The sequence below is a fragment of the Mucilaginibacter ginsenosidivorax genome, assembly GCF_007971525.1.
Classification (GTDB): domain Bacteria; phylum Bacteroidota; class Bacteroidia; order Sphingobacteriales; family Sphingobacteriaceae; genus Mucilaginibacter; species Mucilaginibacter ginsenosidivorax.
The window spans coordinates 3,798,176-3,821,171 of record NZ_CP042437.1 but is presented as its reverse complement, the minus strand read 5'-3'; the positions used below and the strand labels follow the sequence as shown (position 1 = coordinate 3,821,171).

Annotated in this window: 18 protein-coding genes and 1 pseudogene; 7 read left to right on the top strand and 12 right to left on the bottom strand. The window is 44.1% G+C overall.

Annotated elements, in window-relative coordinates:
- Nucleotides 1-18 precede the first annotated feature (18 nt).
- Together FSB76_RS16055 and FSB76_RS16050 are read left to right on the top strand one after the other, a co-directional pair.
- The gene (locus FSB76_RS16055; protein ID WP_147055025.1) at nt 19-720 is read left to right on the top strand and encodes a hypothetical protein; all 702 of its coding nucleotides are present in this window, start codon (nt 19-21) and stop codon (nt 718-720) included.
- Between the two features lie 312 nt (nt 721-1,032).
- Nucleotides 1,033-1,734 carry a hypothetical protein gene (locus FSB76_RS16050; RefSeq protein WP_147055023.1) on the top strand — a complete coding sequence of 234 codons (702 nt, stop codon included), beginning with the start codon at nt 1,033-1,035 and terminating at the stop codon, nt 1,732-1,734.
- A gap of 7 nt (nt 1,735-1,741) precedes the next feature.
- On the opposite strand, the gene FSB76_RS16045 is transcribed toward FSB76_RS16050, so the two are convergent.
- A complete protein-coding gene (locus tag FSB76_RS16045; RefSeq protein ID WP_147055021.1) occupies nt 1,742-2,905 on the bottom strand; it encodes a type IV secretory system conjugative DNA transfer family protein in 1,164 nt (387 codons plus the stop codon).
- A 108-nt stretch (nt 2,906-3,013) separates the two neighbouring features.
- Here FSB76_RS16045 and FSB76_RS32140 point away from each other — a divergent pair, with 108 nt between their 5' ends.
- Nucleotides 3,014-3,190, top strand: a complete 177-nt coding sequence (locus FSB76_RS32140) for a hypothetical protein (RefSeq protein ID WP_158642909.1) — start codon at nt 3,014-3,016, stop codon at nt 3,188-3,190.
- A 122-nt stretch (nt 3,191-3,312) separates the two neighbouring features.
- Entirely contained in the window at nt 3,313-4,959 is a 1,647-nt protein-coding gene (locus tag FSB76_RS16040; RefSeq protein ID WP_147055019.1) for a recombinase family protein, read from the top strand.
- A 327-nt stretch (nt 4,960-5,286) separates the two neighbouring features.
- Here the strand turns inward: FSB76_RS16040 and FSB76_RS16035 are convergent, their stop codons facing one another.
- Both FSB76_RS16035 and FSB76_RS16030 read right to left on the bottom strand, forming a co-directional pair.
- Nucleotides 5,287-5,892, bottom strand: coding sequence for a hypothetical protein (locus FSB76_RS16035; RefSeq protein WP_147055017.1), 606 nt, complete (start codon nt 5,890-5,892; stop codon nt 5,287-5,289).
- A gap of 630 nt (nt 5,893-6,522) precedes the next feature.
- Nucleotides 6,523-6,912 (bottom strand): hypothetical protein, encoded by a 390-nt coding sequence (locus FSB76_RS16030; protein WP_147055015.1) that lies wholly within the window; start codon nt 6,910-6,912, stop codon nt 6,523-6,525.
- Nucleotides 6,913-7,974: 1,062 nt separating this feature from the next.
- Between FSB76_RS16030 and FSB76_RS16025 the strand changes: the two genes are divergently transcribed.
- Nucleotides 7,975-9,471 (top strand): recombinase family protein, encoded by a 1,497-nt coding sequence (locus FSB76_RS16025; protein WP_147055013.1) that lies wholly within the window; start codon nt 7,975-7,977, stop codon nt 9,469-9,471.
- Here the strand turns inward: FSB76_RS16025 and FSB76_RS16020 are convergent.
- The 9 genes and pseudogenes from FSB76_RS16020 to FSB76_RS15980 all read right to left on the bottom strand — a co-directional run.
- Nucleotides 9,425-10,498, bottom strand: a pseudogene (locus FSB76_RS16020) (YifB family Mg chelatase-like AAA ATPase); the annotation flags it as partial. The gene FSB76_RS16025 and the pseudogene FSB76_RS16020 sit on opposite strands and share 47 nt — an antisense overlap.
- Nucleotides 10,499-10,613: 115 nt before the next feature.
- Nucleotides 10,614-11,267, bottom strand: coding sequence for a hypothetical protein (locus tag FSB76_RS16015; RefSeq protein ID WP_147055011.1), 654 nt, complete (start codon nt 11,265-11,267; stop codon nt 10,614-10,616).
- A gap of 275 nt (nt 11,268-11,542) precedes the next feature.
- Nucleotides 11,543-11,932, bottom strand: coding sequence for a hypothetical protein (locus FSB76_RS16010; protein ID WP_147055009.1), 390 nt, complete (start codon nt 11,930-11,932; stop codon nt 11,543-11,545).
- A gap of 232 nt (nt 11,933-12,164) precedes the next feature.
- Entirely contained in the window at nt 12,165-13,793 is a 1,629-nt protein-coding gene (locus FSB76_RS16005) for a carboxylesterase/lipase family protein (protein ID WP_147055007.1), read from the bottom strand.
- A gap of 181 nt (nt 13,794-13,974) precedes the next feature.
- Entirely contained in the window at nt 13,975-15,585 is a 1,611-nt protein-coding gene (locus tag FSB76_RS16000) for a M1 family metallopeptidase (RefSeq protein ID WP_147055005.1), read from the bottom strand.
- An 89-nt stretch (nt 15,586-15,674) separates the two neighbouring features.
- Nucleotides 15,675-16,616 (bottom strand): hypothetical protein, encoded by a 942-nt coding sequence (locus FSB76_RS15995; RefSeq protein ID WP_147055003.1) that lies wholly within the window; start codon nt 16,614-16,616, stop codon nt 15,675-15,677.
- An 88-nt stretch (nt 16,617-16,704) separates the two neighbouring features.
- Entirely contained in the window at nt 16,705-17,475 is a 771-nt protein-coding gene (locus tag FSB76_RS15990; RefSeq protein WP_147055001.1) for a hypothetical protein, read from the bottom strand.
- Between the two features lie 285 nt (nt 17,476-17,760).
- A complete protein-coding gene (gene ffh / locus FSB76_RS15985) occupies nt 17,761-19,089 on the bottom strand; it encodes a signal recognition particle protein (RefSeq protein WP_147054999.1) in 1,329 nt (442 codons plus the stop codon).
- Nucleotides 19,090-19,244: 155 nt separating this feature from the next.
- The gene (locus FSB76_RS15980) at nt 19,245-20,267 is read right to left on the bottom strand and encodes a DUF3078 domain-containing protein (RefSeq protein WP_147054997.1); all 1,023 of its coding nucleotides are present in this window, start codon (nt 20,265-20,267) and stop codon (nt 19,245-19,247) included.
- A gap of 232 nt (nt 20,268-20,499) precedes the next feature.
- Here FSB76_RS15980 and FSB76_RS15975 point away from each other — a divergent pair, with 232 nt between their 5' ends.
- Together FSB76_RS15975 and FSB76_RS15970 are read left to right on the top strand one after the other, a co-directional pair.
- Nucleotides 20,500-21,279 carry a PhzF family phenazine biosynthesis protein gene (locus FSB76_RS15975; RefSeq protein WP_147054995.1) on the top strand — a complete coding sequence of 260 codons (780 nt, stop codon included), beginning with the start codon at nt 20,500-20,502 and terminating at the stop codon, nt 21,277-21,279.
- Nucleotides 21,280-21,507: 228 nt separating this feature from the next.
- Nucleotides 21,508-22,458, top strand: a complete 951-nt coding sequence (locus tag FSB76_RS15970; RefSeq protein ID WP_147054993.1) for an NAD-dependent epimerase/dehydratase family protein — start codon at nt 21,508-21,510, stop codon at nt 22,456-22,458.
- Nucleotides 22,459-22,996 lie beyond the last annotated feature (538 nt).

Below are 22,996 nucleotides of genomic sequence, written 5' to 3'. Positions count from 1 at the left end.
AGAACCGAGAACTATCACATGGCAAAAATTAAAAATATATTTAAGCTATTGAACTTGCCGTTCGCAATCGTCCTGCTCGTTGTATCTGTAATTACTGGCTGGTTGATTTCATTTACCAAGGCTGATACCAAAGATTTAATAAGTCAAAAAGAATCTTTGGAGTATAAAAGGGGGCATCTTGAATTTTTGCATGATTTTTACAAGCTACAAAAGACCAATGACCTCTATTTTGATAAATATCACTTAAGTGTTGCAAGAAAAGATATAAACCGAATTGGCCTTGTTGATGTAGCAAACGACACAAGACATAAATGCGAGGAAGGAACTGAAAACGGCTGTTGGAAAAAAGAAACAGACATTTATAATGGTGATACATTGGCTGTCGAAATCCATTATCATAATCGGAGCCCAGTTACCGTTAAAAACGTTACGCTTAATTTGTCAGTAAAAAAACTCTCCCATTCTGCATTATTTGAAGCGAAGGCGAAATCTAACGGCATAGTCATTCAACGCGGTATAGCGAAGGCTTACTTACACAACTGCAATTTTCTTGAACTGCTCATTGGGCAAGGTAGTTGGAAAATAGTAGATAGCCTGGGGTATAAACATATAGATGACTACCAGATAGTAGCTAATAACTCCGATATTTCCATTGGTGATTTAAAAGGCAATGGGCAAGGGGCAATTATTTTAAGACTCAAGGCCGGTATTGAGAAATAATTATTGACAAATAATCATAAATATGCTATTATTTACCAAATGGATTTAATGGTTACCTGAGGCGTTACCGACGCCTCAGGTAACCATTAAATCCAAAACGATGATTAATAAACAGTCATTTTTAAACTTATTAAGTTTTAGCCAGTTAGTTCTTTGTTTTTACGTTTTTTATAATATTAGAGTACACACCAATAACGACACATTAATGACCATTTTTTTGGCAATTAGTATTTATCTAAAAGCAAATATAATGAGTCCAACTAAAATGAACTTAACCATCAAATCCCTCAAGTAGGGATTTTATTTATAAAAATGGAAAACATCGAAAACGGATTTTGGAGCATTTTTGGTAAGCTAAGTCAGATGCTGGCGGTAGTTACAGTGGGGGTTGCCTTCGGGAATTATTTTGGCCCTTATTCCTACGAAAGAAATAAGGGGCAAATGAAAGATCAAATTGACTCGATAGAGAATCAGATTGATTCACTAAATTCAACTATAGATTCTGATACCATAAATTACAAAAACTGGCTTGCCAATAACACGCATCCAATAAAGTTTGATCCCCAGACCAACCAGTTGCCCTTACTAACTATTATCAATAGTACGACTGGTGGGTGTAAAATACTAAAAGACGGGGAATGCTTTGGAAAAGAAGTAAACGCTGTAAAGAATGACGTGCTAACAATTTTAATGCAATACAAAAACACCGGAATCTTTGAAGCAAAGGATGTTTTAGCAAATATGGATTACGGCACCGATTCTCAGGGTCATATCACTACTATTTACGGAAGAATAATTGTTGGCAATAATATTTACCTTTCTGATTCTGTAAAGATATATTCTGATAACATTTTAGAAATCAGATTACAGGAAACAGCACAGAGAAAAGATTGTTTATCACACGTAAAACCATTTAGCGTATCAAGTCTATTGTCGGACAGTGGATACGATATCGGTAATTTAAAGCCTGGGGATTCGGAAGCAATTGCTATTGCCGCAGTCAGTGTAAATTAATTTTATCCTAAATCATTGTCACCGCGCTAAACCCCTTGCTCTCCGCCCCGTCAATCAGCAGCTTCAGGTAGATATGATACTTGGGCAGGCTGACAAAGTCGTCGTACGTGAACACAGGGTAAAAAAGCCTTTCCATCGCCTTCGCGTCTTCAAGCCCGACCCGAAAGACGATCAGCGTGCCGAAGTTGGCAAGGATGGCGCTTCGGGTGTCCGCTTCCAGCTGGTCAAGGTGCTGGTTGGCCAAAAACAGGCCCAGGCCGAACTTTCGCACCTGCGGGAGCATCGCGGCAAAGGAGGTCGAGACGAAGTGCTGCGCTTCGTCTATGAAGACATAGAAGCGCCTGCGCTCTGTTATCGGGATGGATGCTCGGCGCATGGCCGCGTTCTGTATGCTCGTAATGATAAAGCTGCCAAGTACGGTTGCCACATCTTCCCCAATCTCTCCTTTGGAAAGATTCACTAATACAATCTTTTGCTCATTCATACACTGCTCAAATGAAATACCTTGTGGTTGCCCGAAGATGCCGCGCAAGGTGTCGTTGGCAAGCAGTACTCCCACCTTATTCAATATGGGCTGAATAGTACTGGCCTGCATACTGGCAGAATACAGATTGTATTCATTGAGCCAAAAGAATTTGGTATAGGGGTTCTGCGCTTGAAGCAAAACCTTTGAGCGAAATGCAGGATCTGTTAGCAGTTTTGCTATGTCTAACAACGTGGCACCGGGGTATTCCAGCAGCGTGGTGATGGCAAAGCGCAGCACGTATTCCAGCTTGTCGCCCCACGAGGTCGAAAAGAGCCGCTTGAACGTGGTAATCATTTCGGAGGCTACTAACTGCCGCTGGTGGTCGGGAACGTCAGCCAGCGGGTTAAAGGCTGGCAGGCTGGCGCGGTTGGTCGCGTCGAAATAGATAACGTCCTTTTTGCGGTGTTCGGGTACCTTCTTAAATACCGCTTCTACCGTATCGCTGTGCGGGTCAAGCACGCATATCCCGTATCCCTTGTGCATGTCATCGACCGCCATGTTGATGAGCAAATGAGATTTGCCCATGCCGGTCTTGCCCAGGCAAAAGATGTGGTGCAGGCGATCAGCGGGCTTGATGCCGAAGACGCGGTTGTGGTCGCGGAAGTTGGTCTTTCCTATCGGGGTGAATGGCTTGGGGTCGTGCATGCTTTAACAATAGCTAACGCCCAATTTATTTTGTAGTAGATCGTATATACGCAAAATCGTAAAAATGATGTACTACCTCATTTTTTTGATCGATGAGATTATGTAGCTATGGAAATAAGCGACCGCGATTTACAAACATTCATCGATCTTTTTGCCAAGGAGTACAACGTTGTGCTGTCAAAAGGAGAGGCAGCGGAAAAGCTTTCCCGGTTACGAAGATTGTATCGAGTGCTGTATTTGGCACCCATTCCTCCTGAATACAAAAATATGATAGAATGGCCGTAGCTACGCAAAAGACAATTGATATCGACCGATTTTAAGCCCAAAAATGGGGCAATCACCGTCTTTTGTGTAGCTACTTAAGATTGGTCGTGATTGCCCCTTTTTTGGGCTTTGCCCCCCTTTAAATGATGAAAAATGAAACCAATACAACTATTCGGTATGCGGAATATTTGCGCAAATCTACCGATGATAAGGAAAAACAAGTACTCTCGTTAAGCAGTCAGCGGGATGTACTTGATCGTTTACGGAATAGTCACAATCTCAATGTTGTCGAAACTATAGAAGAAAAGAAGTCCGCAAAGCGACCGGGTAGACCTGGCTTCAATTCACTTATAAGGCAGATCAAGGCTGGGAAAGTTAACGGCATCGTAACATGGGCGCCGCACCGGCTTTCGAGAAACTCCGTTGACATCGGCGACATTATAAACCTCTTCGATACCGGCCGACTCAGGGAAATAGTGACGGAGAGCCACGTTTATCGAAACAATCCGATGGATATTTTCATGCTCGGCTTTCACTGCCTACAGGCGAAATTTGAAAACGACAACAAGGCGTTGGACGTAAAGGCCGGAATGACCAAGTGCGCACAGCTTGGCATTTTTCCGGGGCGTCCGCCATTGGGGTATCTTCCTGATAAGGGCGGCATAAAGGGTGCGAGAAAGCGAGAAATTGACCCAATTGCGTTTCCTGTCGTACGCAAGATGTGGGAGGCGTTGTTGGCAAGAACGCATACGCCAACCCAAATCATCAACATCGCAATCAACAAATGGGGCCTGCGCAACGCCGCCGGCCAAAAGCCAGCCCTATCCACCGCATACAGCATCTTTCACAACACCTTCTATTACGGTGAGTATGAGTGGCCAAAAAGGAGTGGCAGCATATACAAGGGAATCCACAAGCCGATGATTACAAAAGCGGAATTTGACCGGGTACAGCGGATGTTTCGCAGGCCCGACAACCCCCGCCCTGCCCACCATTACTTCAGCTATGGCGGCTGCTCGTTGCGGTGCGGCAGGTGCGGCTGCGCAATGACCGGGGAACTGAAGGTAAAGCGGCAGAAGAACGGCAACGTGCATCAATACATATATTATAAATGCACGAAGCGGAAAGGTGCCTGTTCGCAGCGGCCGATCACCGAGGCTGCCATCAGTCAAGACATTGAAAACATCCTGTCTGCAATACAAATGCCCGAATCGATGCACGAACATCTGATGGATTGGGTTCGGCACGAGAACGAAGTTAGGCAGAAAAACAACGCGGATGGCTTAGGCGATGCGAATAGGGTGGCGCTTGAACAGGTTCAGAAAAAAATAAATGGATTGATCGACATGCGTTCCGCCGAACTAATAACCGACGACGAGTTTCGGGAAAAAAGAATTGAATTAAACGAGGAAAAACATCGTTTATCAGAGTTGATAACGGAAAGCAGTGCCGATTCACCGGCCTGGATAGAGGCTGCTGATAAACTAATTGATCTTGCCATATACGCACCTTGGCGGTTTAAAAACAGCTGGCCCGAAAGCAAAAGAGAGATTCTGCTGGAGTTAGGTTCGGACTTGATAGTAAATGAAAGAAAGCTTGATTTAACCAATTCAAAATGGATATTCCCGCTTAGCGAGATCGCGAAAGAGGTAAATACGCTATTGTTAGAGTTCGGACCTGCCTTGTCGTTGAAAAATAAAGCTAAAATCAAAAGTTTTCTCTATTCTCCGTTTATGTGCTCCCAATTAAAGGAAGTTCGGAACCTTTTTTTGAAATCAGAAAGACAGTAGTTTTTAGAAGGGATAAAATTTGCATTTGCTGGCCCTTAAGCCTCAATTTAAAGTAAGAAAGGGTAAGGCTCATTTTGTATTATGAAGCCGATAAATAAAGGTTTCTATAATTAAAACAATAAGATCAATGGAAAGAATTAAGAGAAGAATGGTTTCTGTAGTTATAACGTAGATCTTTCCATAAGCTATCAACGAGAAAATTATATATATACATATAATTAATCTAATGATCGCTCTGCAAATAATAAAAATATTACTATGCAAAAAGTTCATAGTATAAATAGACCTCTACTTATTTGTAACTCTAACGTGGTCAGCTATTTCGTCTTAATTTTCAATATTTACTAAACGTACTGGAGTACCGTTTAAGTAATTATTTCGGCTTGATATCGCTTTACCACTCCGGTATATTTTGTGGGCTGGCAGAACGAAAATAAAGCGTTCGGTCATTGATTTATGTCTTGTAAAAAATAGAAACTTATAAGTTAAGTCATACTTAAACGTTATTTTGTAACTAATTCCATCTTTCGCAACCATAGAATTTCGAACATCTGGGGTAAACTTAAAATGTCCCGCAATATTTTGATTGCCTACTTTGATAGAACGGAATTCGTGATAAATACCATCATTGAAGCTTTCGGAAGAAAGAAATCGACACGTATCAAGATTCTCGGTGTTCACAACCAAAGCACTCATTTGGATGTACGAATCACCTCCTCCTAAAATTTCTAAATCAAGGTTTCGCCAGAATACAAATTTTCCGTGTTCGTACTTAGCCACAATTAATTGATCCGACATTGATTTGAAGTCAGGAACAACCAGATATATCAGTAAAAAAGTCAGTATAGCTACAATTGCCGAAAAATTAGCTATCCATTTTGTTAATCGCCCCCAGTTCCTTGAACGAAGCGAGTTCGAAGCAGCCCTGCTCATTATTTTTGTCTTTTAAGGCTTTGGGTCTTATTTCGACACCTTGTTCGAAATAGACGTTAAGATAAGTTTTCATAATTATTCTCCTTTATGTAGGGTGAAGTAATAGGGCACTTGTTAAGCTATCATCAAGTGACCTCTGCCCTTTAGGAGATCACTTGACAGTGCAATCGGGATTTATTTACAGTCAAATATCATCATGCTTAACTACAACGATATAAGTTAGATACATAATCGATCTTTCAATTTTCCTGTGATTTAAGAAATTTGAAAAATTGATAAGTGGTGTAAGTTGAAGACCTCCTTTCTGTTTTAGTGTAAGTTCGCACACCGCTGTAACGGTGGCTCCGCGTTTTTTTGTGGGTAAACTTCCGATGACACACATAAATTTACTAACAAAGAATTGTTTTTCCTTAATAAATAAGGCTTGATTTTCAAGATTACATTTCTACTACAAATGACACACATTGACAATTGCCTACAAAGTCAATTGGCATTTTAATTATATAAAAAGGAGTAGTGATTATCAGCGATTAGTAATAAAGAAAGAGAATACCTTTTGGCGAATTTATTTTGTCTGTTGATTTAAAAAGCGGAGCTAACGCCCCGCTTTATTTTTACTATACTATTTAATTATTCCTGAACTTCTTTTATTCGTGCCCATTCCTCATAGATACGAGCGGATAATACCGCCTCATATAACCGCTGGTAATATAGATAGGATTTAGGGCCTCGCTCAAAAACCTCGTTAAGTTCGGGGTACAGTAGCACTGTACGTTCAATTAATGACTGAGTATTATCGGTATTAGTGGCCTCTTTTAACTCGTCTTTGGTGATGAAGTCAAATTCACAACCATGTTTTTTTGCGAGCAATCCGATTTCGGCCATGATAATTTTAATTTCAGGAGAGTGGTGTACTACCGGTGGCACCTTAACTACTATCGCTTGCGGACTATATTTTACAACATACTCCCGATAACTGTTAATAATTTTAATCAACTTTTCATCAGACCACGGAGACATGTTAGTGCGGATTTGCGCTCGAAATAGCACTCTATCCTTCATAATACAAATTCCGGACCGTGTTGTACCGATACTAATCCCAAATACGATCATTGGCGTAGTACGGGGATTTAGTGATAATGCTGGTGAACAGTCGCGCACGAGTAGTGCGCACGGTGTGTGCTGGTCTGCTCACCACATAGGTGAGCGTATCCATCAAAAACTCCGTGGGGTACTTTTGTGCACATGAGAGATAGAACGCGAGCGACTTTTCATCGTTCAACGCCTCCGCTAACTCATGTGCGATTTTCAGTTCTTTCGGACTGAACATATCACTTTTTAATTTTTTTATATAAAGAACTCATGATTTATTATTCTTATAAATTGAATTGGCACAGCTACGTACGTACGTTAATTTTTTTTAAAAACGTACGTACGTTGGCGGCGCCAATATATGGACGCAACAAAAAAACATACTTTATAAAGCTATTCGCTAACTATTTAATGTATAGTTTCCGTCGAAACTGTTACAGTACTTTCATTTGCTCCGCTACCCGTTGGTAATACTCCGGGTATAGTTCCCGAGTGGACTTTTTATAGAGAATGCAAAGCTTGATAAGATGAATGCTATGTGGCATCTTCTTCTCATTTTCCCATTCAGAAAGCAAAGCTATTCTCGTTAATCCGAGTATTTTTATTACGTGCCTTTGTGAATACCCCAGGCTGTTGCGAACAACCCTCAAACGATTTGGATATTTTCGATGTTGGTAATCCACCCTCATAAGATATATCGAAAGCTATTTTACTATAAGTAGATTAAATTTACGCTAAAGCGCAACTTCGATCCACTACCATCCCCCTCACCACTTCCATACAATAAAAGGAAACCATAAAACATATGTCAGTTCCTTTTAAAAAAGCAGATCACCTGCTGAAGTTCATCTTCGGCGCAACGCTCATACTCTCAATAGCGTATGTCGTACTCAATGGATTGTTTACCGCGATTGTCGCACTCATTGCATTGCTGCGCTCTATTTTCTAACTTTAAGCAACCCGGTCTTTCACAATTAACCCCCATTAAAAATGGAAACAAAACGCGTAGGCATCTTTATTCGCGTAAGCACGGACATGCAGGTGCAGGACGAAAGCCCCGAACACCACGAGCAGCGCGCCCGCTGGTACATCAGCTCCAAGGACGGCTGGCAGGTCGTCGAGGTGTACCGCCTTGATGCGGTGAGCGGCAAGTCCGTCATGCAGCAGCCCGAGACAAAACGGATGCTGGCAGACATCAGGAGCGGCCACATCACCGGCCTGGTATTCTCCAAGCTTGCGCGCCTCGCCCGGAACACCAAGGAGCTATTGGAGTTCGCCGAGATCTTCCGGGCTTGCAATGCAGACCTAATATCACTGTCTGAAAGCATCGACACCAGCACCCCCGCCGGCCGCCTCTTCTACACCATGATCGCCGCGATGGCGCAGTGGGAGCGCGAGGAGATCGCCAGCCGCGTCGCGGCCTCCGTGCCGATCCGCGCGAGGATGGGAAAGCCGCTGGGCGGCCAGGCGTCCTTCGGCTACCGGTGGCAGGGCAATGAGTTGGTGATTGATGAGGCAGAAGCGCCAATCCGCAAGCTGATGTACGAGCTGTTCGTGAGGCACCAGCGAAAGCTCACCACCGCCAAGGCGCTCAACGACGCGGGGTACAGAACCCGCAACGGTTCAATATTCACCCGCCAAACAGTCATGCGGTTATTGCGCGACAGCGCCGCCAAGGGCGAGCGCCGCGCCAACTACACCAAAAGCCGGGGGGACGGCAAAGCCTGGTCAATCAAACCGCAATCGGAATGGATTATTCTGCCCTGTCCGGCAATCGTTTCAAGGGAGCTGTGGGACGAGTGCAACGCCATTCTCGACATGCAGGAGGGATTGCAAAAGCCGAAAGGCCCCAAAGCCGTGTATCTCTTATCAGGCTATGTCCACTGTGTTTGCGGCAATACCATGTACGTGTACCACAACTCCAAGACGTACGTCTGCAAGAAGTGCAAGAACCGCATAACGGTCGCCGACCTTGACGAGATATACCAGAGCTATCTGCGGGACTACCTGAGCGGCATTAACCATGCGACGTACGTGGAGGCCACCGACCAGGAATTGCAGGAAAAGAAAACCCTGCTCGAAGCGCTGAAAAAGGACCGCGCAAGGCTTTCCAGGCAGGCCGACGACATGCTTGCCATGCGCCTGAATGGCGAAATGACCAAGGAATTGTTTGCCGAAAAGTTCAAGCCGGTCGAGGAGCGTATCTTGCAAATGGATGCGCGGCGGCCGGAACTGGAAGCGGAAATCGACGTTCGCACCATTCAGATGATGTCGAGCGAGATCGTGGTGTCGGAAATCAGGACGCTGTATGACCAGTGGGCGCAACTGCCGTTTGAGCAGAAGCGCGGCATCGTGGAAACCATCACCAAGGCGATTGAAATTGATAGGGAAGACATCACCATCACCCTGGCCTATGCCCCCTCTATCCCGCTAAACGCGGAGAATAGTGTACGGTCGAACAAGGATTCATACTCGCCACCAACATAAAGCTTGATGGATAATCAACCGTAAACTTCGCCCTTGAAATGGTTACGCGGCGTTCTTCAAGCGGCTGGCGCATTACTTCCAGGGCGCTGCGTTTAAACTCTGGCAATTCATCCAGGAATAAAACACCATTGTGGGCCAGCGAAATTTCGCCGGGGGCGGGGTTACTTCCGCCGCCCACAAGGGCTACGTCGCTGATGGTATGGTGCGGACTCCTGAAGGGCCTAATAGTAACCAGCGCATCGGCAGCGGCAAGCTTACCGGCAACGGAGTGGATTTTGGTGGTCTCTAAGGCCTCATATAAACTGAGTGGGGGTAAAATGGATGGCAACCTGCGGGCCAGCATGGTTTTGCCGGCTCCCGGCGGACCTATCAGGATGACATTATGGCCGCCCGCGGCTGCAATTTCCAGCGCGCGTTTGATATTTTCCTGTCCGCGCACTTCGCTAAAGTCGCTGTCGTAGTTGCACAGGCTGTCGTAAAATTCCTCACGGGTGTTTACAATTACAGGTTCAAGCTTTACATCGCCATTAAAAAAACCTACCACTTCTTTGATACTTTCAACACCATAAACCTCCAGGTCATTTACAATAGCGGCCTCGCGGGCGTTTTGTTTGGGGAGGATAAAGCCCTTGAAACCATCTTTACGGGCCTGTATGGCGATGGGCAACGCGCCTTTGATGGGTTGCAAGCTGCCATCAAGTGATAGTTCGCCCATAATAATATACTTATCCAGTTCTTCGGCATCCAACTGACCCGATGCGGCTAACACGGCGGTAGCAATGGTTAGGTCATATGACGAGCCTTCTTTTTTTATATCAGCCGGAGCCATATTTACCACTACCTGCTGGCGCGGCATCCTGAAATTGCAATTTTTTAGTGCCGAATCAATACGAAAATAGCTTTCTTTAATAGCCACATCCGGCAGGCCCACAATAAAATATTTAGTACCCGCTGCTATATTTACCTCAACCGTAATGGTGATAGCCTGTATCCCATAAACCGCACTGCCAAAAGTTTTAACTAACACGATGATAAAGTTTGTTCAAAGCGTAAGATAAAAATTTTTATGTGTCACAAGATAAAAGGAACATAAAAATGTGCCTAAAACAAAAACGGCGCCTATTGGGCGCCGCTGCTAATACTTATGACCGTTGTTTATACGTGTCAAAATCGCTGGCAAAATCTTTCAGGATGTTGTACCACGAATGTGCCCAATAGTTGCGGAAGCCAAAACCACGGCTGTTGCCGGTTTTATAAACGGTAAACAAAACTGTTTTATCGGTCATGTTTACAAAGGTTACCCAGGCACCAGCCTCATGGGTAGCCTTATTCATTCCTTCAATAAACATCATCATCCCGAGGCCTTTCTGCCCCTGGAAATCGTAATTCTTTACCAAATCAACAATGTCTTTCTCTTTAAGTGTGCTAAAGTCACTTGGTTTCTCGGTAAAAAAGTTTTTGGTGATGGCGTTGTTCACAGCTTCGGTAACTTTAAAATCAAAGTGTACACTATCGCGGTGCGACGCACGGGGCACGTTATATGTTTTTGGCTCGGTTATAAACAGGTTTGCCCAGGCCGGGATAAATTTACCAACAAACTCGGAGTTCAATAGTTCGCCCGATGCCTTGTATGCCGCTTCAGAGCCAATAAATCTTGCCTGCGAAAAGTCCATTCCCAGCCAGGTAACCGGTACTTTTGGATTAAACACGTCGGCTTTGGTTTGTGCCACGGCAACATTTACCGAGTTGCAGATAACTAAGGCAATAAGACAGCTAAATTTTGTGATCACTTTCATGGTTATGGTATGCTTTATATTACCTGCTATTGTTAAGTCAACAGTACTTAGTCGTAAGTCTAAAGTTGATTTTTTTCTTTTTTTGCTTAGAACTTAAAACTTTGGGCTAAAGACTATCCGTCAATTTATCGCCGACACGACACCAGTACTACCAGCAGGTAATGCAAAATAACGCACAATTCATGTAATTAGCATAATTGTAAAATAACCTGGCTGTTAAATTTTTGTTGCCATATGCGCAACAAGGTCAAAACCAGCATGATATTTTTAAATGATCAGATGGTGTTTACAAACAGGAAAAAGATGCAGGATACCACCGCATAGGCCATCAGCATAATTGACCATATTTTTTGGTGGTTTTTGCTCAGTTTTTCAAATGCAATATTCCATTTTTTAAACCGGCCGTTGTTTAGCAGTATAAAATAATTAAGCAACAGCGCGCCCGAGGCTGCCAAAAGCATTACGGTTGCGGTTACCTGGTTAATATTAAACCATTTTTGGTGTAAGCAAAGCTGGGTAAACATCAGCAGATTGGTTAGCAAAAGGATTAACAGGAAACTAACGCCAAAAAGCGAGTTAAATTTGGGTAGGCCACCTTGTCCGAAATTTCTGGCGTTCCATCTGTAAGCGGTTACATACATGGATTTAATTGCTGCTGTGTTCATGATGCTAATGGTTTAAAGGTTAATAGTTGGTAGTTAAACGATCCATTGGAATGGATTGTTTGGCTGGTAACGCAAATTACAAAATTATATTATGTAAAAATTCCAGATTTTTCAAATTCGCCGTTTAAAAATTTGCGTTCAATCAATAACAATAAACTTTATTGCGTAATCTTCCTGGTAACCAAAAACGGCCACCAAAAGGCAGCCGTTATATTATTAAACTTTCAGATTTTTATTTTGCCGAAGCCATTTGAAGCAAGGCAGCATCATGATGGTATTTTACTTCAGCCTTGTTATCAAACAACATAGCCGCGCCGTTTTGGGCGGTGTAAGCAGGCCAGTTGGGCAAGCCTTTGGCATTTGGGTTGCCGGTATGGGCAAAATTTATCCAGGCCTGGCTCATTTTATTGGCTAAGGCATAGGCATCCTTACCACCACCGGTCATTTCTTCGCAGCGTTTAATGTTGTCAAACTCAAAACAGATATCGATACAATGGATAGATTTAAACATGCCATCGGCCACTGGCGACTGCCAGGTAAACATATACATATAAACCGGGGCCGCGCCCGCTACTGCCGATTTTGCATTGGCCTGGCGGATAACACCGGGCCTGAAGGTTGCCAAATCAATATCCAGATAATCGGATGGTTTTACCGTGCCCGGATAGGCTTTTAAAACCTCGGCCATGTAGGCATCTGTTTTATCGGCATATTTTTTTTGCAGGTAGCTTTTAACATCATCCATGCTAAAGTTACGGATAGCCGGGTTTATCAGCGAGGCCATAAACTCGGTTTTGGTTGAGCCTACCAGTAAGGGAATATTTTTTGATAATTCGGCAGCGGCAGGGTCATTCAACTGGTAAGGCAAAAACACACCATCGTTAACAGGTTCCCAGCCAAGGCCAAAACCGGCAACGGGCTTGCCTTCGGCTTTTAATTGCTGGGCAACTTTAGGTAAAGCTTTTTTTGCGGCCGCGCTCAGGCGCTCATATGATATGGTTTGTAACGAATCTGCCTGGTTTGGCTGCAGGTTCAATACTTCCAGCATAGCCGCGCCAATTCTTTTTGATACATCGTTATCCATAAATTTTGACTGGTAACTGCCGCTTTGCACAATAGCTTTATGGAACAAGCCTTTTGCTGATGGTGCCGCCATTAACGTAGTAACCTTGCCGCCGCCGCCCGACTGGCCAAAAATGGTTACGTTATCCGGATCGCCACCAAAGCTGGCAATGTTTTGTTTTACCCATTGCAGGGCGGCCACAATATCCATCATGCCCACATTGGCCGACGATTTATATTTATCGCCATAGGCCGATAGGTTTAAAAAGCCCAACAGGTTTAAACGATGGTTAATGGATACCACAACAACATCACCTTTTTTGCTCAGGTTTTCGCCATCATAAGAAGGCAGTTCAATGGCCGAACCGGCTGCAAAACCACCGCCATGCAGCCAAACCATTACAGGGCGTTTCTTTTGGTCGTTAATGCCAGGCGTCCAAACATTCAGCTTCAGGCAATCCTCGTTCATATAACCCCAGTTGTGCTGAAAGCTAAACTCGATAGGGTCGTTAACAGTGGTGGTCGGGTCGATAGGGCAAACAGCGCCATATACCAGCGATGCGCGAACACCCTGCCACGGGGCGGGCTTTTCGGGCGCCATAAAACGTTTGGCAGTTGCATAAGGTATACCTTTGTAATTAAAGGTGCCGTTGTGGATGTACCCGCGTACCTGCCCGGCATCGGTACTGGTTACGGCTACGTTTTCGCCGGCAATAACGGCATCGCTGCTTTGGCTGTAGCCAAATAATGGCAGCAGGCAAATGGCCAGCAAAGCCCAAAATGTTGAGTTTTTATTCATGGTTATCTGGTTTAATATAATTGGTTATGAATTATCCGGGAGCTGAATAACGTATACCATTACCATGATTTTTGGGCGATAAGCCAATAATTATCATTGTGTAGGTATTACACAATGATAATTATAAAATTTTATAAATCAATAGGGCTGTCGATTTATTTAGCAGATAGTCACAAGCTTATTACTTTTGCACAGTAATACCTTCCAGGCTAAAAGATGCCAGTAAATTAACGTTAGGGTCAACCAACACTACCACCTTGGCATCGCTGGTTGCCACCGGCACTTTAAGCCCGGTTTCTTTATTTTTTATATTAAGGGTGAAGGGCTTGCCGTTAACCGTAAACTCCAACGGGAACTCATAAATGGATGCCTGCTTTTGCGTTACCGATATTTCAACAACAGAACTATTTGCGCGCTGCATCCATGTTATTTTCAAATCCGGGTGGCCAGCCGTTCTTAACCATTGTTTAAAAAATGGCTTTAGGTTTTGGCCGCTGGCTTTTTCCATCACAGCACATAGGTCGGCTGTATTGGCGTTGCGGCCGTTATACATGGTGTAATAATTACTTACGCCTTTCCAAAATATAACATCCCCAAGTTTACGCCTTAGCATATGCAATACCCAACCGCCCTTTTGGTAACTGTTGGCGTTTAGCAATTGCATGTATTTATCTTTTACAGCGGTATCAACCACTGGGCTCAGCCTTTTCTTTTCAAAATCAATAACGGTTTGCCTGTCCTCAATTAACCGCTTTTTTAAGGTATCGGCACCATATTTATTTTCGAGGTACAGGTTGGTCATGTAAGTGGCAAATCCTTCGCTTAACCATAAGTGGGCAAAGTTTTTTTCGCTTGCGCCGTCGCCAAACCATTGGTGGGCTATTTCGTGCGCCATTAACTCTTCTATGCCTTTGCTGGTTACCGACTCTTCGAAATAAAATATCGCGCTTGCATTTTCCATCCCGCCAAATATGGTTTTCGATTGTACGTTGGCCAGTTTCTCATAACTGTAAGGGCCAACTTTTTTGATAAAAAAAGGCAATATATCTTTGGCGATAGCATAGTTCTTAAATCCGGCATCCTTGTTTTCGGGAAACACATAGGTATAAACCGGGATACCGCTTACATCGCCGGGGTGGTCAATGGCAAATTCGGCAACGCCTATAACCATAACTTTGGTAGGCAGCACCACATTTTCTTGCCAGTGGGTAAGTTTCAGGTGATTATCTAATGTTTTCTCTTCCAGTTGCAAACCGTTGGCTACCACCTGGTAATGATCGGGCGCGGTTACTTCAAAATCAACGGCTGCTTTATCTGCAGGGTCGTCAACACAGGGAAGCCAGTTATGTGCCCGGTTTGGCCAGTTATCGCCAAAAAAAGTGCGGTGACCAAAGTTATTGGTAGATATGATCAATCCATCGGCAGGTATGCCTTCATAGCTAATCACAAAGCTATGCCTGCTGGGGGCTTTAACCTGCGTGTATATTTTAACAATATCGCTATCCTGTTCAAATTTAAGGCTTTTGCCATTTTCGGTTACTGCTGATACAGTCATCCCTTTGCCAGCGGCATTCTTTTTTACCAGGTTCAGGCTAAAGGAGGCAGCATCCTTTATAAATTTTATGGCTACGGTGGCCTCGCCTTTTATATTATTGTTATCGTCGTTAAGCTGTAATGCAAAATTGTAGTGCTGCACATCGATAGCCGAACCGGGAACCTGGGCATGGGCAGATAACGCAAAAAAGGTAAAAGCTACAGGAAATAGTTTTTTATAGTAGAGGATGGAACGCATACAAAACGGTTTAAATGCGAAGTTTATAAAAAACCACAGCATTTAAAACCATATGTTAATATTTTTACGTGAGAAAAAACGCAATTATATTAAAAAGTTACACTTGCTCCGGCCGAAAACAAAAAGTAAAGGCCGTTTTTTGACGTATTACTCAAATAATCAACCTGGTTAAATGGTTTTATAAGGTATGGTGTAAAAACTATCTGCACTTTGTTTATAACGTAAGTAACCGGCATCGATCCGCTAAAGGCAAGCAGCTGGTATTTCCTCACTTCCTTTTGATTTTCCTGTGTTACGGTTTGAGTAATAATGGTTTGCTTGGGCTGATTAGGGAACAGGATATTGATAGGCGTTTGTTTTTGGGGCGACTCTACCGACCGGGTTACCTGCGATTGGGTATAGTAGGTTTGGTAAAACGATTGTGTACCGGCATACAATGACGCTGTTGGTGTAAATTTAAGGCCATTTAATTTGGTAGCCCCGGTTTTAACCACGAATATTTCCTTAGATAGCTCGGCAGTATTGATGATGTCATTCTTGTTATTTTTATCAAAACGGTAACTGCCGCCAATGCTAAGCTTTACAATATTATCTGGGTTGGCGTACAACGAAGCATCAACGGTGGCATTAAAAGACGATAAGATGATAGGACTGCTGCCGGTGATAAAAAATTTGGTGGCCGATATGGTACCGCCATAATACTTTTTATTATCAAAGCCAAAAACATAGCCTGGCGTAACACTCAGCCCTTCGGCGCCTGATTTTGACCCGTTTAAATCAAAATAACCTATTGCGCTCAGGAAAAACCCATGCTTGCTCACCAATGTCAGTGATGGTAGTAACAATGGCACACTGCTTTCATCGCGGCGCCCGGCGTAGGTTAGGTTAGATATATATTGTATCCCGGCATTTACAAATAACTCCTTCACCTGTGGTTTTTTGGACGCAGTATCGGTAACGGTTTGTTGTGCAAATGAGGCGGTGCAACTGCCCATAATAGTAAGCAGTGCGATAAGTTTAAGTTTTTTCATAAACGATTTGATGTGCCTGGCTTATGTTTTAAATCAACAAAAGGGCCGCTAACGGCCCTTTTGCTAATTACATTGTTATAATTTAATGTTACTGTTTAGCAGCGCTAACTTTAGTTGAACTGCTACCCGATGCGCTAACTGTTGCGCTTTTTTTACCTGCTTTTACTGTGGTTGCAGATGAGCCGTTGTGTGATAAGCTTGCTTTGGTGCTTTTTGTAGTTGTAGCCGAACTACCAGATGCATTTAAACTTCCGGTGCTGCTAACACTCACGCTTTTCCTGGCAGTTATAGCCTTTTTGCCTACTGCAGAAGCTCTATTAACCGAAGCGGCTTTGGCTGCAGTAGCTTTTGCTGCAACATCATTTGCCTTAGCTTTAACATCAGCCGAGGCATTATTTGCGGCATCTTTTGATGCAGTAAATGCGCTACCTGCGGCAGTTGCTGCCTTATCTGCTGATACCGAACCACCTACGTTACCCGAACCTGCAAGGTTTGCGGCAGTGTTGGCGTTATTAACTGCTACATCGGCATTTGTTGTTGCGGCGGTGTTAACGGTTCCACTTACGTTGGCGGCCTGGCTTGCTGCTGTTTGCGATTGTACCGCTGCCGCTGTGGTTGCTGCCTGGGTTTGGGCAGCGGTGCGCGCCGCTGCATTTTGAGCCTGTGCGGCTGCCTGGTTGGTGATATTGGTAGTTGTTGCTGCGGCTTTTTGAGCTACAGTAGCCGCGTTTACAGATGGTAATGCAGTTTGGGTAACAATTTTTGTTGCTGTTGCTGCACCCACGTTAACCTGTGCAATGCCTGATTTTGCGGCGAATAAAGCTGCTGTGAATAATACTGATTTAACTAACGTTTTCATAATATCTATCTATTAAGTTTATGGTTATATGCCGGATTACTAAGCCGGCTCCATGACATTACATAGACAAATGGTATGCCACTGGCCAATTAAAACCGGAATACATTAAACAACCCGGCTTTTTTGTATAGAAAAAACTACATTAAGCAATTATCAAATGACCACATATCAAGAATTGAGCAACATACTGTGCAGCAATGTAACAGGCCTGTAAACTACAAAGCCCCCCGGTAAATTACCAGGGGGCTTTACAATATTTAAAAACGCCCTCAGGGCTATGCGGAATTACATTTTTGGCATCCGGCGCATCATACTGGCCATGGCGGCGGGATTGCTCATTTGTTTCATCACCTTTTTCATATCATCAAACTGCTTCATTAACCGGTTTACTTCGGCTAAATCGGTTCCGGAACCCCTGGCTATACGGTTACGGCGGCTTTGATTAATAGTTTCGGGGTTGGATTTTTCAAACGGGGTCATTGACTGTATGATGGCCTCAATGGCTTTAAAAGCGTTATCATCAACTTCCACATCCTTCATCATTTTGCCAACACCCGGTATCATGCCCATCAGATCCTTCATGTTACCCATTTTTTTGATCTGTTGTATCTGGCTATAAAAATCGTTAAAATCAAATTTATTTTTGCGGATCTTCTTTTGTAGTTCGGCAGCTTCCTTCTCATCAAACTGCTGCTGGGCGCGCTCAACCAACGAAACCACGTCGCCCATGCCCAGGATACGGGATGCCATACGATCGGGGTGGAAAACATCAAGTGCTTCCATTTTTTCGCCGGTACCTATAAACTTAATAGGTTTATTTACAACCGATTTAATAGATAAGGCAGCACCACCACGAGTATCACCATCAAGCTTGGTTAATACTACGCCGGTAAAATCAAGCCTGTCGTTAAACACTTTAGCGGTGTTTACGGCATCCTGACCGGTCATCGAGTCAACTACAAATAATATCTCGTGTGGTTTTACCGCGCTTTTTACCTGCTCAATTTCCACCATCATGGCCTCGTCAATAGCAAGGCGGCCGGCGGTATCAATAATCACTATATTATGGCCATTTTGTTTGGCCAGGGCAATACCTTCACGGGCAATAGCTACAGGGTCTTTTGAATCGCGGTTTGAATATACGGGTACGCCAATTTGCTGGCCTAATACCTCCAGCTGATCAATAGCCGCGGGGCGATAAATATCATCGGCAACCAGTAAAGGCTTTTTATTTTTTTGTGTTTTAAGATAATTGGCCAGCTTGCCGGTAAAAGTTGTTTTACCCGCACCGTTTAAGCCTGCGATCAGAATAATGGTTGGCGAAGCTTTTATTTCCAGTTCGGCAGTGGTACCACCCATAAGCTCGGTAAGCTCATCGTTCATAAGCTTGGTAAGCAACTGGCCTGGCGATATGGCCGTTAATACATTATTACCCAGTGCTTTTTGCCTTACATCATCAGTAAATGCTTTGGCGGTTTTATAGTTTACGTCGGCATCAAGAAGGGCCTTGCGGATTTCCTTCATGGTTTCGGCCACGTTTATCTCAGTAATAGTTCCTTGCCCCTTCAGTACCTTAAAGGCCCTGTCGAGTTTATCCGAAAGATTTTCAAACATTGTAATATCCCAGTTTTGAGGTTACAAAGGTATGATTTTGAAAGTTAATTTTAAGACAGATGTATACGCCGTTTTTGATCTGGCAAAATCGACAAAAAGGCCGTGCTTTTTTATAAGATAACAAACCCACAGTACCCAATTTTCACCAATGACTGCTACGGGAACCTGTACAACATCCCCAGCGCCAAACCCTCTGTAGCCTGCGCATCTTTTGAGGTATGCTGATCATATAATAGCGTACCGTTGATAGTAACATTGATTAAACGGTTTACCCGGGCTGATAATACAGCGTCGACACGGTGGGTAACATATTTAAGCGACTGCCCATACGGGATGAACAATGCATAGCGCGTATTCAGGTGGATGTTTTTCATCAAATCCTTATCAAACAGCGCTACCATTTGAAATGCCAAATCGTTTTTTACAGTTTTGTTGGTATCTACACCGTAATTATCGGTTTGAAAGCGGCGGATACTTTTATCTAAAACAAATGTTTGCCTTGCGGTACCGGTACCTAAACGTAAATCAAAATAAGGGGCTGGCTTATACTCCAAACCCAACGACTCGGTTAAATATCCCGGCGCCATAAAATTCGAGATCTGCTGGGCATCAAAACGCCCGTTACCCTGGTCAACATAGTTAAAGCCCTTGTCGAACTGCGACTCAAACGTTAACGCGCCGAAAAGGTACCAGTGCTTAGATAACTGCGAGGCTACCTTATTATCAAAGTAAATCCTGTCGTTAGTTTTACGTTTTCCCTGGCCTTTGTTTTTGGCAACGCCATAGGTAAGGTTAAGCTCGGATACATAACTGAATGGGGCTTTGTTGTACTCGGTGTGGTATATAAAGTTTGTACCCAGGGCTACCGAGTTTACGCCACCGGCGCTATAGTTACTGGTAAAGGCCGACTGGCTAAAATTCAACCCGAAAGTAACTGCCTTTTTCCAATGGATAACCTTATAATCTAGCATACTAACAGGCAATTGCTCGCGTGTTATCTGGATTGGCCTAACCCTGGTAGGGATGGAATTTGGGCGCGAATTGATGCGTAATTTATTAATCTGCGCGGTATCAATTTTAACGGTGTCCTTTTTCAGCGAATCGGTTTGCTGGGCGCTTACCGATGTGCTGCAGGCTATCGATGCTAATAAAAGCAGGGCAAGTCTGGTTTTTAACATAAAAACAAAATAAAGCAAAAAACTTCTTTTATAACGCGATAAATCAAAATTGTTGCATATTAACGGGCAGTATCAGGTATTGTGTTTTAAGTATCAAGACTTTTTTGGAGGGGATTTTTTTCAGAATAGTTGTAAACCGATGCTTATCCCGTGTTAACAAACAGCCAAAAGATCCTAATTTTACGGATGTAAGGGTCTGTCCTCATACTTGATACCAAGCAGCTAACAAAAAATGAAACTTTACCAGATTGATGCTTTTACTGATACTTTGTTTGGTGGTAACCCGGCCTGCGTGGTGCCACTTACGGTTTGGCCGGCTGATGAGCTGCTGCTAAGAATTACGCAGGAAAACGCCGTTGCCGAAACTGCTTTTTTTATTGACCGCGGCGATCATTTTCTCCTGCGCTGGTTTACGCCCGAGATTGAGATGGACCTGTGTGGGCATGCAACGCTGGCTGCCGCGCACGCCATTATTACTATTTTAAATTACCCAACTGATAAAATAATTTTCCGCACCCTGAGCGGCGAGTTAATAGTGACTGCTAAAAAAGGGATATATACGCTCGATTTTCCGTCGAGAAAGCCTGCCCCCGCAGTATTACCTGAGCTGATTAGCCAGTCATTAGGCATCCAGCCAAAAGAGGTACTTAAGGCAAGGGACTACGTGCTGGTTTATGAAAGCGAAGCCGATGTGCGCAACATAACCCTGAACCGCCAGCTGTTTGACCAGGTAAATCTTGATCCCGGTGGCGTGGTAGTTACGGCAAAAGGCGATCACTGCGATTTTGTATCTCGCTTTTTTACACCGCAGGCCCTCATCCTTGAAGACCCGGTAACCGGATCGGCACACTGTTCGCTCATCCCTTTTTGGGCCGAGAGGTTAAACAAAAAAGAGATGCAGGCACAACAACTATCGGCCCGGCTTGGCAAATTGTTTTGCATTGACCAGGGCGACAGGGTATTGATAAGCGGCACCGCCCGCACCTACTCCATCGGCGAAATTTTGATGTAACAGCATGGGGCCACAGCGAACTGGAATCTCGACTTGTTTTTACTACGTTAAGGGGAGTATCAAGACTTTTTTGATTCGGACCTTCAACTGCTGTCTTAATACTTGATACTTGCGACTTAATACTTGCCCTGGCAACCTGATACTATTTTGATCAATCGTTTGCGTAAACAGCTTAAGTAAGGGTTAATTTTTCAGGCAAATTCCTACATTTGCCAAAACTAAAAGTTGATGACTGAAAAAATTTTAGTGATTGGTGCCAATGGTCAAATTGGTACCGAATTGGTTATGGCATTACGCGGCATTCACGGTGCCGAAAATGTAATCGCCTCCGATATTAACGATCCTACCTACGCCATCCGCAACAGCGGCCCCTTTGAAATTGTAAATGTGCTTGATAAACATAACCTGCACCACATATTTGATAAACACCGCCCCACCCAGGTTTACCTGCTGGCTGCCATCCTATCGGCCGTAGGCGAAAAAAAGCCAAAAATGGCCTGGGATTTAAACATGACGGGGCTTATCCACGTGCTTGATTTTGCTGTAGAGTTTAAAACTGCCAAAGTATTTTGGCCAAGCTCTATTGCTGTTTTTGGCCCGCACTCGCCGCAGTACAATACGCCTCAGTATTGTGTAATGGACCCCAACACGGTATATGGCTTTAGCAAACTGGCCGGCGAACGCTGGTGCGAGTATTATTTTGAAAAATATGGTGTTGATGTGCGCAGCATCCGCTACCCTGGCCTTATCGGCTGGAAGGCCTCGCCCGGTGGTGGCACCACAGATTACGCGGTGCACATATTTCACGAGGCATTAAAGACTGGCAAATACGAAAGCTTCCTTTCGGCAGATACCGCCCTACCAATGATGTATATGGAAGATGCCATCAGGGCTACCATCAGCCTCATGGATGCACCGGCCGGGCAAATTAAAATCCGCTCGTCATACAATCTGGCCGGCATCAGCTTTACGCCAACGCAACTGGCCCAAGAAATTAAAAAGCACATCCCCGCGTTCGAGATAAGCTATACAGATACCGACCCACGCCAAGCCATTGCCGATAGCTGGCCCAAATCAATTGACGACAGCAGCGCACAGCAAGACTGGGGCTGGAAACTGGAATACGACCTGCCCAAAATGACCGCCGATATGCTGGACAATTTGAAGCGGGTGCTTTAGGGGATTCTGTAGGCAAAAGGATAAAGGTAAAAGGCGAAAGGTTTGTGGTAGGTTTCCGTGCCCAGGGTTTCCCTCCAGCTGTTGTTGGAGTTGTCTCTATGAGTGTTCGAAAGATTTTTAGTTCCCTCCCCACGGGAGGCTACCATGTACCCACATCTTTTCATTCTACTATAGAATGGCACTTTTGTCATTTCGAACGAGGAACGAGGAGAAATCTTCTACACCCAGCACTTCGAAAAGGCCGTTGTGATGAAAAGCGTCGAATTTCTCCTCGCCCCGCCTACTCAATTCCACCTCTGGCTCGTTCGAAATGACAACTTTATTTAACTAAAAAGATGTGTACACACAGTCGCCCCACGGAGGGGTATCGCCGCGTGGCCGTAAATGCGCCTGTTTACTCCTGATTTAACCCCTACCTCCTCCTTCCCCAAGGAAGGAATCGCACGTTCCCCCACTTTTTATCTCTTCGGAACACGTATAAGACAACTCACCAAAGTGTGGTCATCTTTTTAACTTTTCTTACCGTCCCGGCGTCTTT

Bases quoted from the DNA above. Each gene is read 5' to 3' on its own strand.
- FSB76_RS16015 (WP_147055011.1), bottom strand. From the start codon at position 11,267: ATGAAAGTGATCACAAAATTTAGCTGTCTTATTGCCTTAGTTATCTGC.
- FSB76_RS32140 (WP_158642909.1), top strand. From the start codon at position 3,014: ATGGAAATAAGCGACCGCGATTTACAAACATTCATCGATCTTTTTGCC.
- FSB76_RS16040 (WP_147055019.1), top strand. From the start codon at position 3,313: ATGATGAAAAATGAAACCAATACAACTATTCGGTATGCGGAATATTTG.
- ffh (WP_147054999.1), bottom strand. From the start codon at position 19,089: ATGTTTGAAAATCTTTCGGATAAACTCGACAGGGCCTTTAAGGTACTG.
- FSB76_RS15975 (WP_147054995.1), top strand. From the start codon at position 20,500: ATGAAACTTTACCAGATTGATGCTTTTACTGATACTTTGTTTGGTGGT.
- FSB76_RS16025 (WP_147055013.1), top strand. From the start codon at position 7,975: ATGGAAACAAAACGCGTAGGCATCTTTATTCGCGTAAGCACGGACATG.
- FSB76_RS16030 (WP_147055015.1), bottom strand. From the start codon at position 6,912: ATGTCTCCGTGGTCTGATGAAAAGTTGATTAAAATTATTAACAGTTAT.
- FSB76_RS16010 (WP_147055009.1), bottom strand. From the start codon at position 11,932: ATGAACACAGCAGCAATTAAATCCATGTATGTAACCGCTTACAGATGG.
- FSB76_RS15980 (WP_147054997.1), bottom strand. From the start codon at position 20,267: ATGTTAAAAACCAGACTTGCCCTGCTTTTATTAGCATCGATAGCCTGC.
- FSB76_RS16000 (WP_147055005.1), bottom strand. From the start codon at position 15,585: ATGCGTTCCATCCTCTACTATAAAAAACTATTTCCTGTAGCTTTTACC.
- FSB76_RS15995 (WP_147055003.1), bottom strand. From the start codon at position 16,616: ATGAAAAAACTTAAACTTATCGCACTGCTTACTATTATGGGCAGTTGC.
- FSB76_RS15990 (WP_147055001.1), bottom strand. From the start codon at position 17,475: ATGAAAACGTTAGTTAAATCAGTATTATTCACAGCAGCTTTATTCGCC.
- FSB76_RS15970 (WP_147054993.1), top strand. From the start codon at position 21,508: ATGACTGAAAAAATTTTAGTGATTGGTGCCAATGGTCAAATTGGTACC.
- FSB76_RS16045 (WP_147055021.1), bottom strand. From the start codon at position 2,905: ATGCACGACCCCAAGCCATTCACCCCGATAGGAAAGACCAACTTCCGC.
- FSB76_RS16005 (WP_147055007.1), bottom strand. From the start codon at position 13,793: ATGAATAAAAACTCAACATTTTGGGCTTTGCTGGCCATTTGCCTGCTG.
- FSB76_RS16055 (WP_147055025.1), top strand. From the start codon at position 19: ATGGCAAAAATTAAAAATATATTTAAGCTATTGAACTTGCCGTTCGCA.
- FSB76_RS16050 (WP_147055023.1), top strand. From the start codon at position 1,033: ATGGAAAACATCGAAAACGGATTTTGGAGCATTTTTGGTAAGCTAAGT.
- FSB76_RS16035 (WP_147055017.1), bottom strand. From the start codon at position 5,892: ATGAGCAGGGCTGCTTCGAACTCGCTTCGTTCAAGGAACTGGGGGCGA.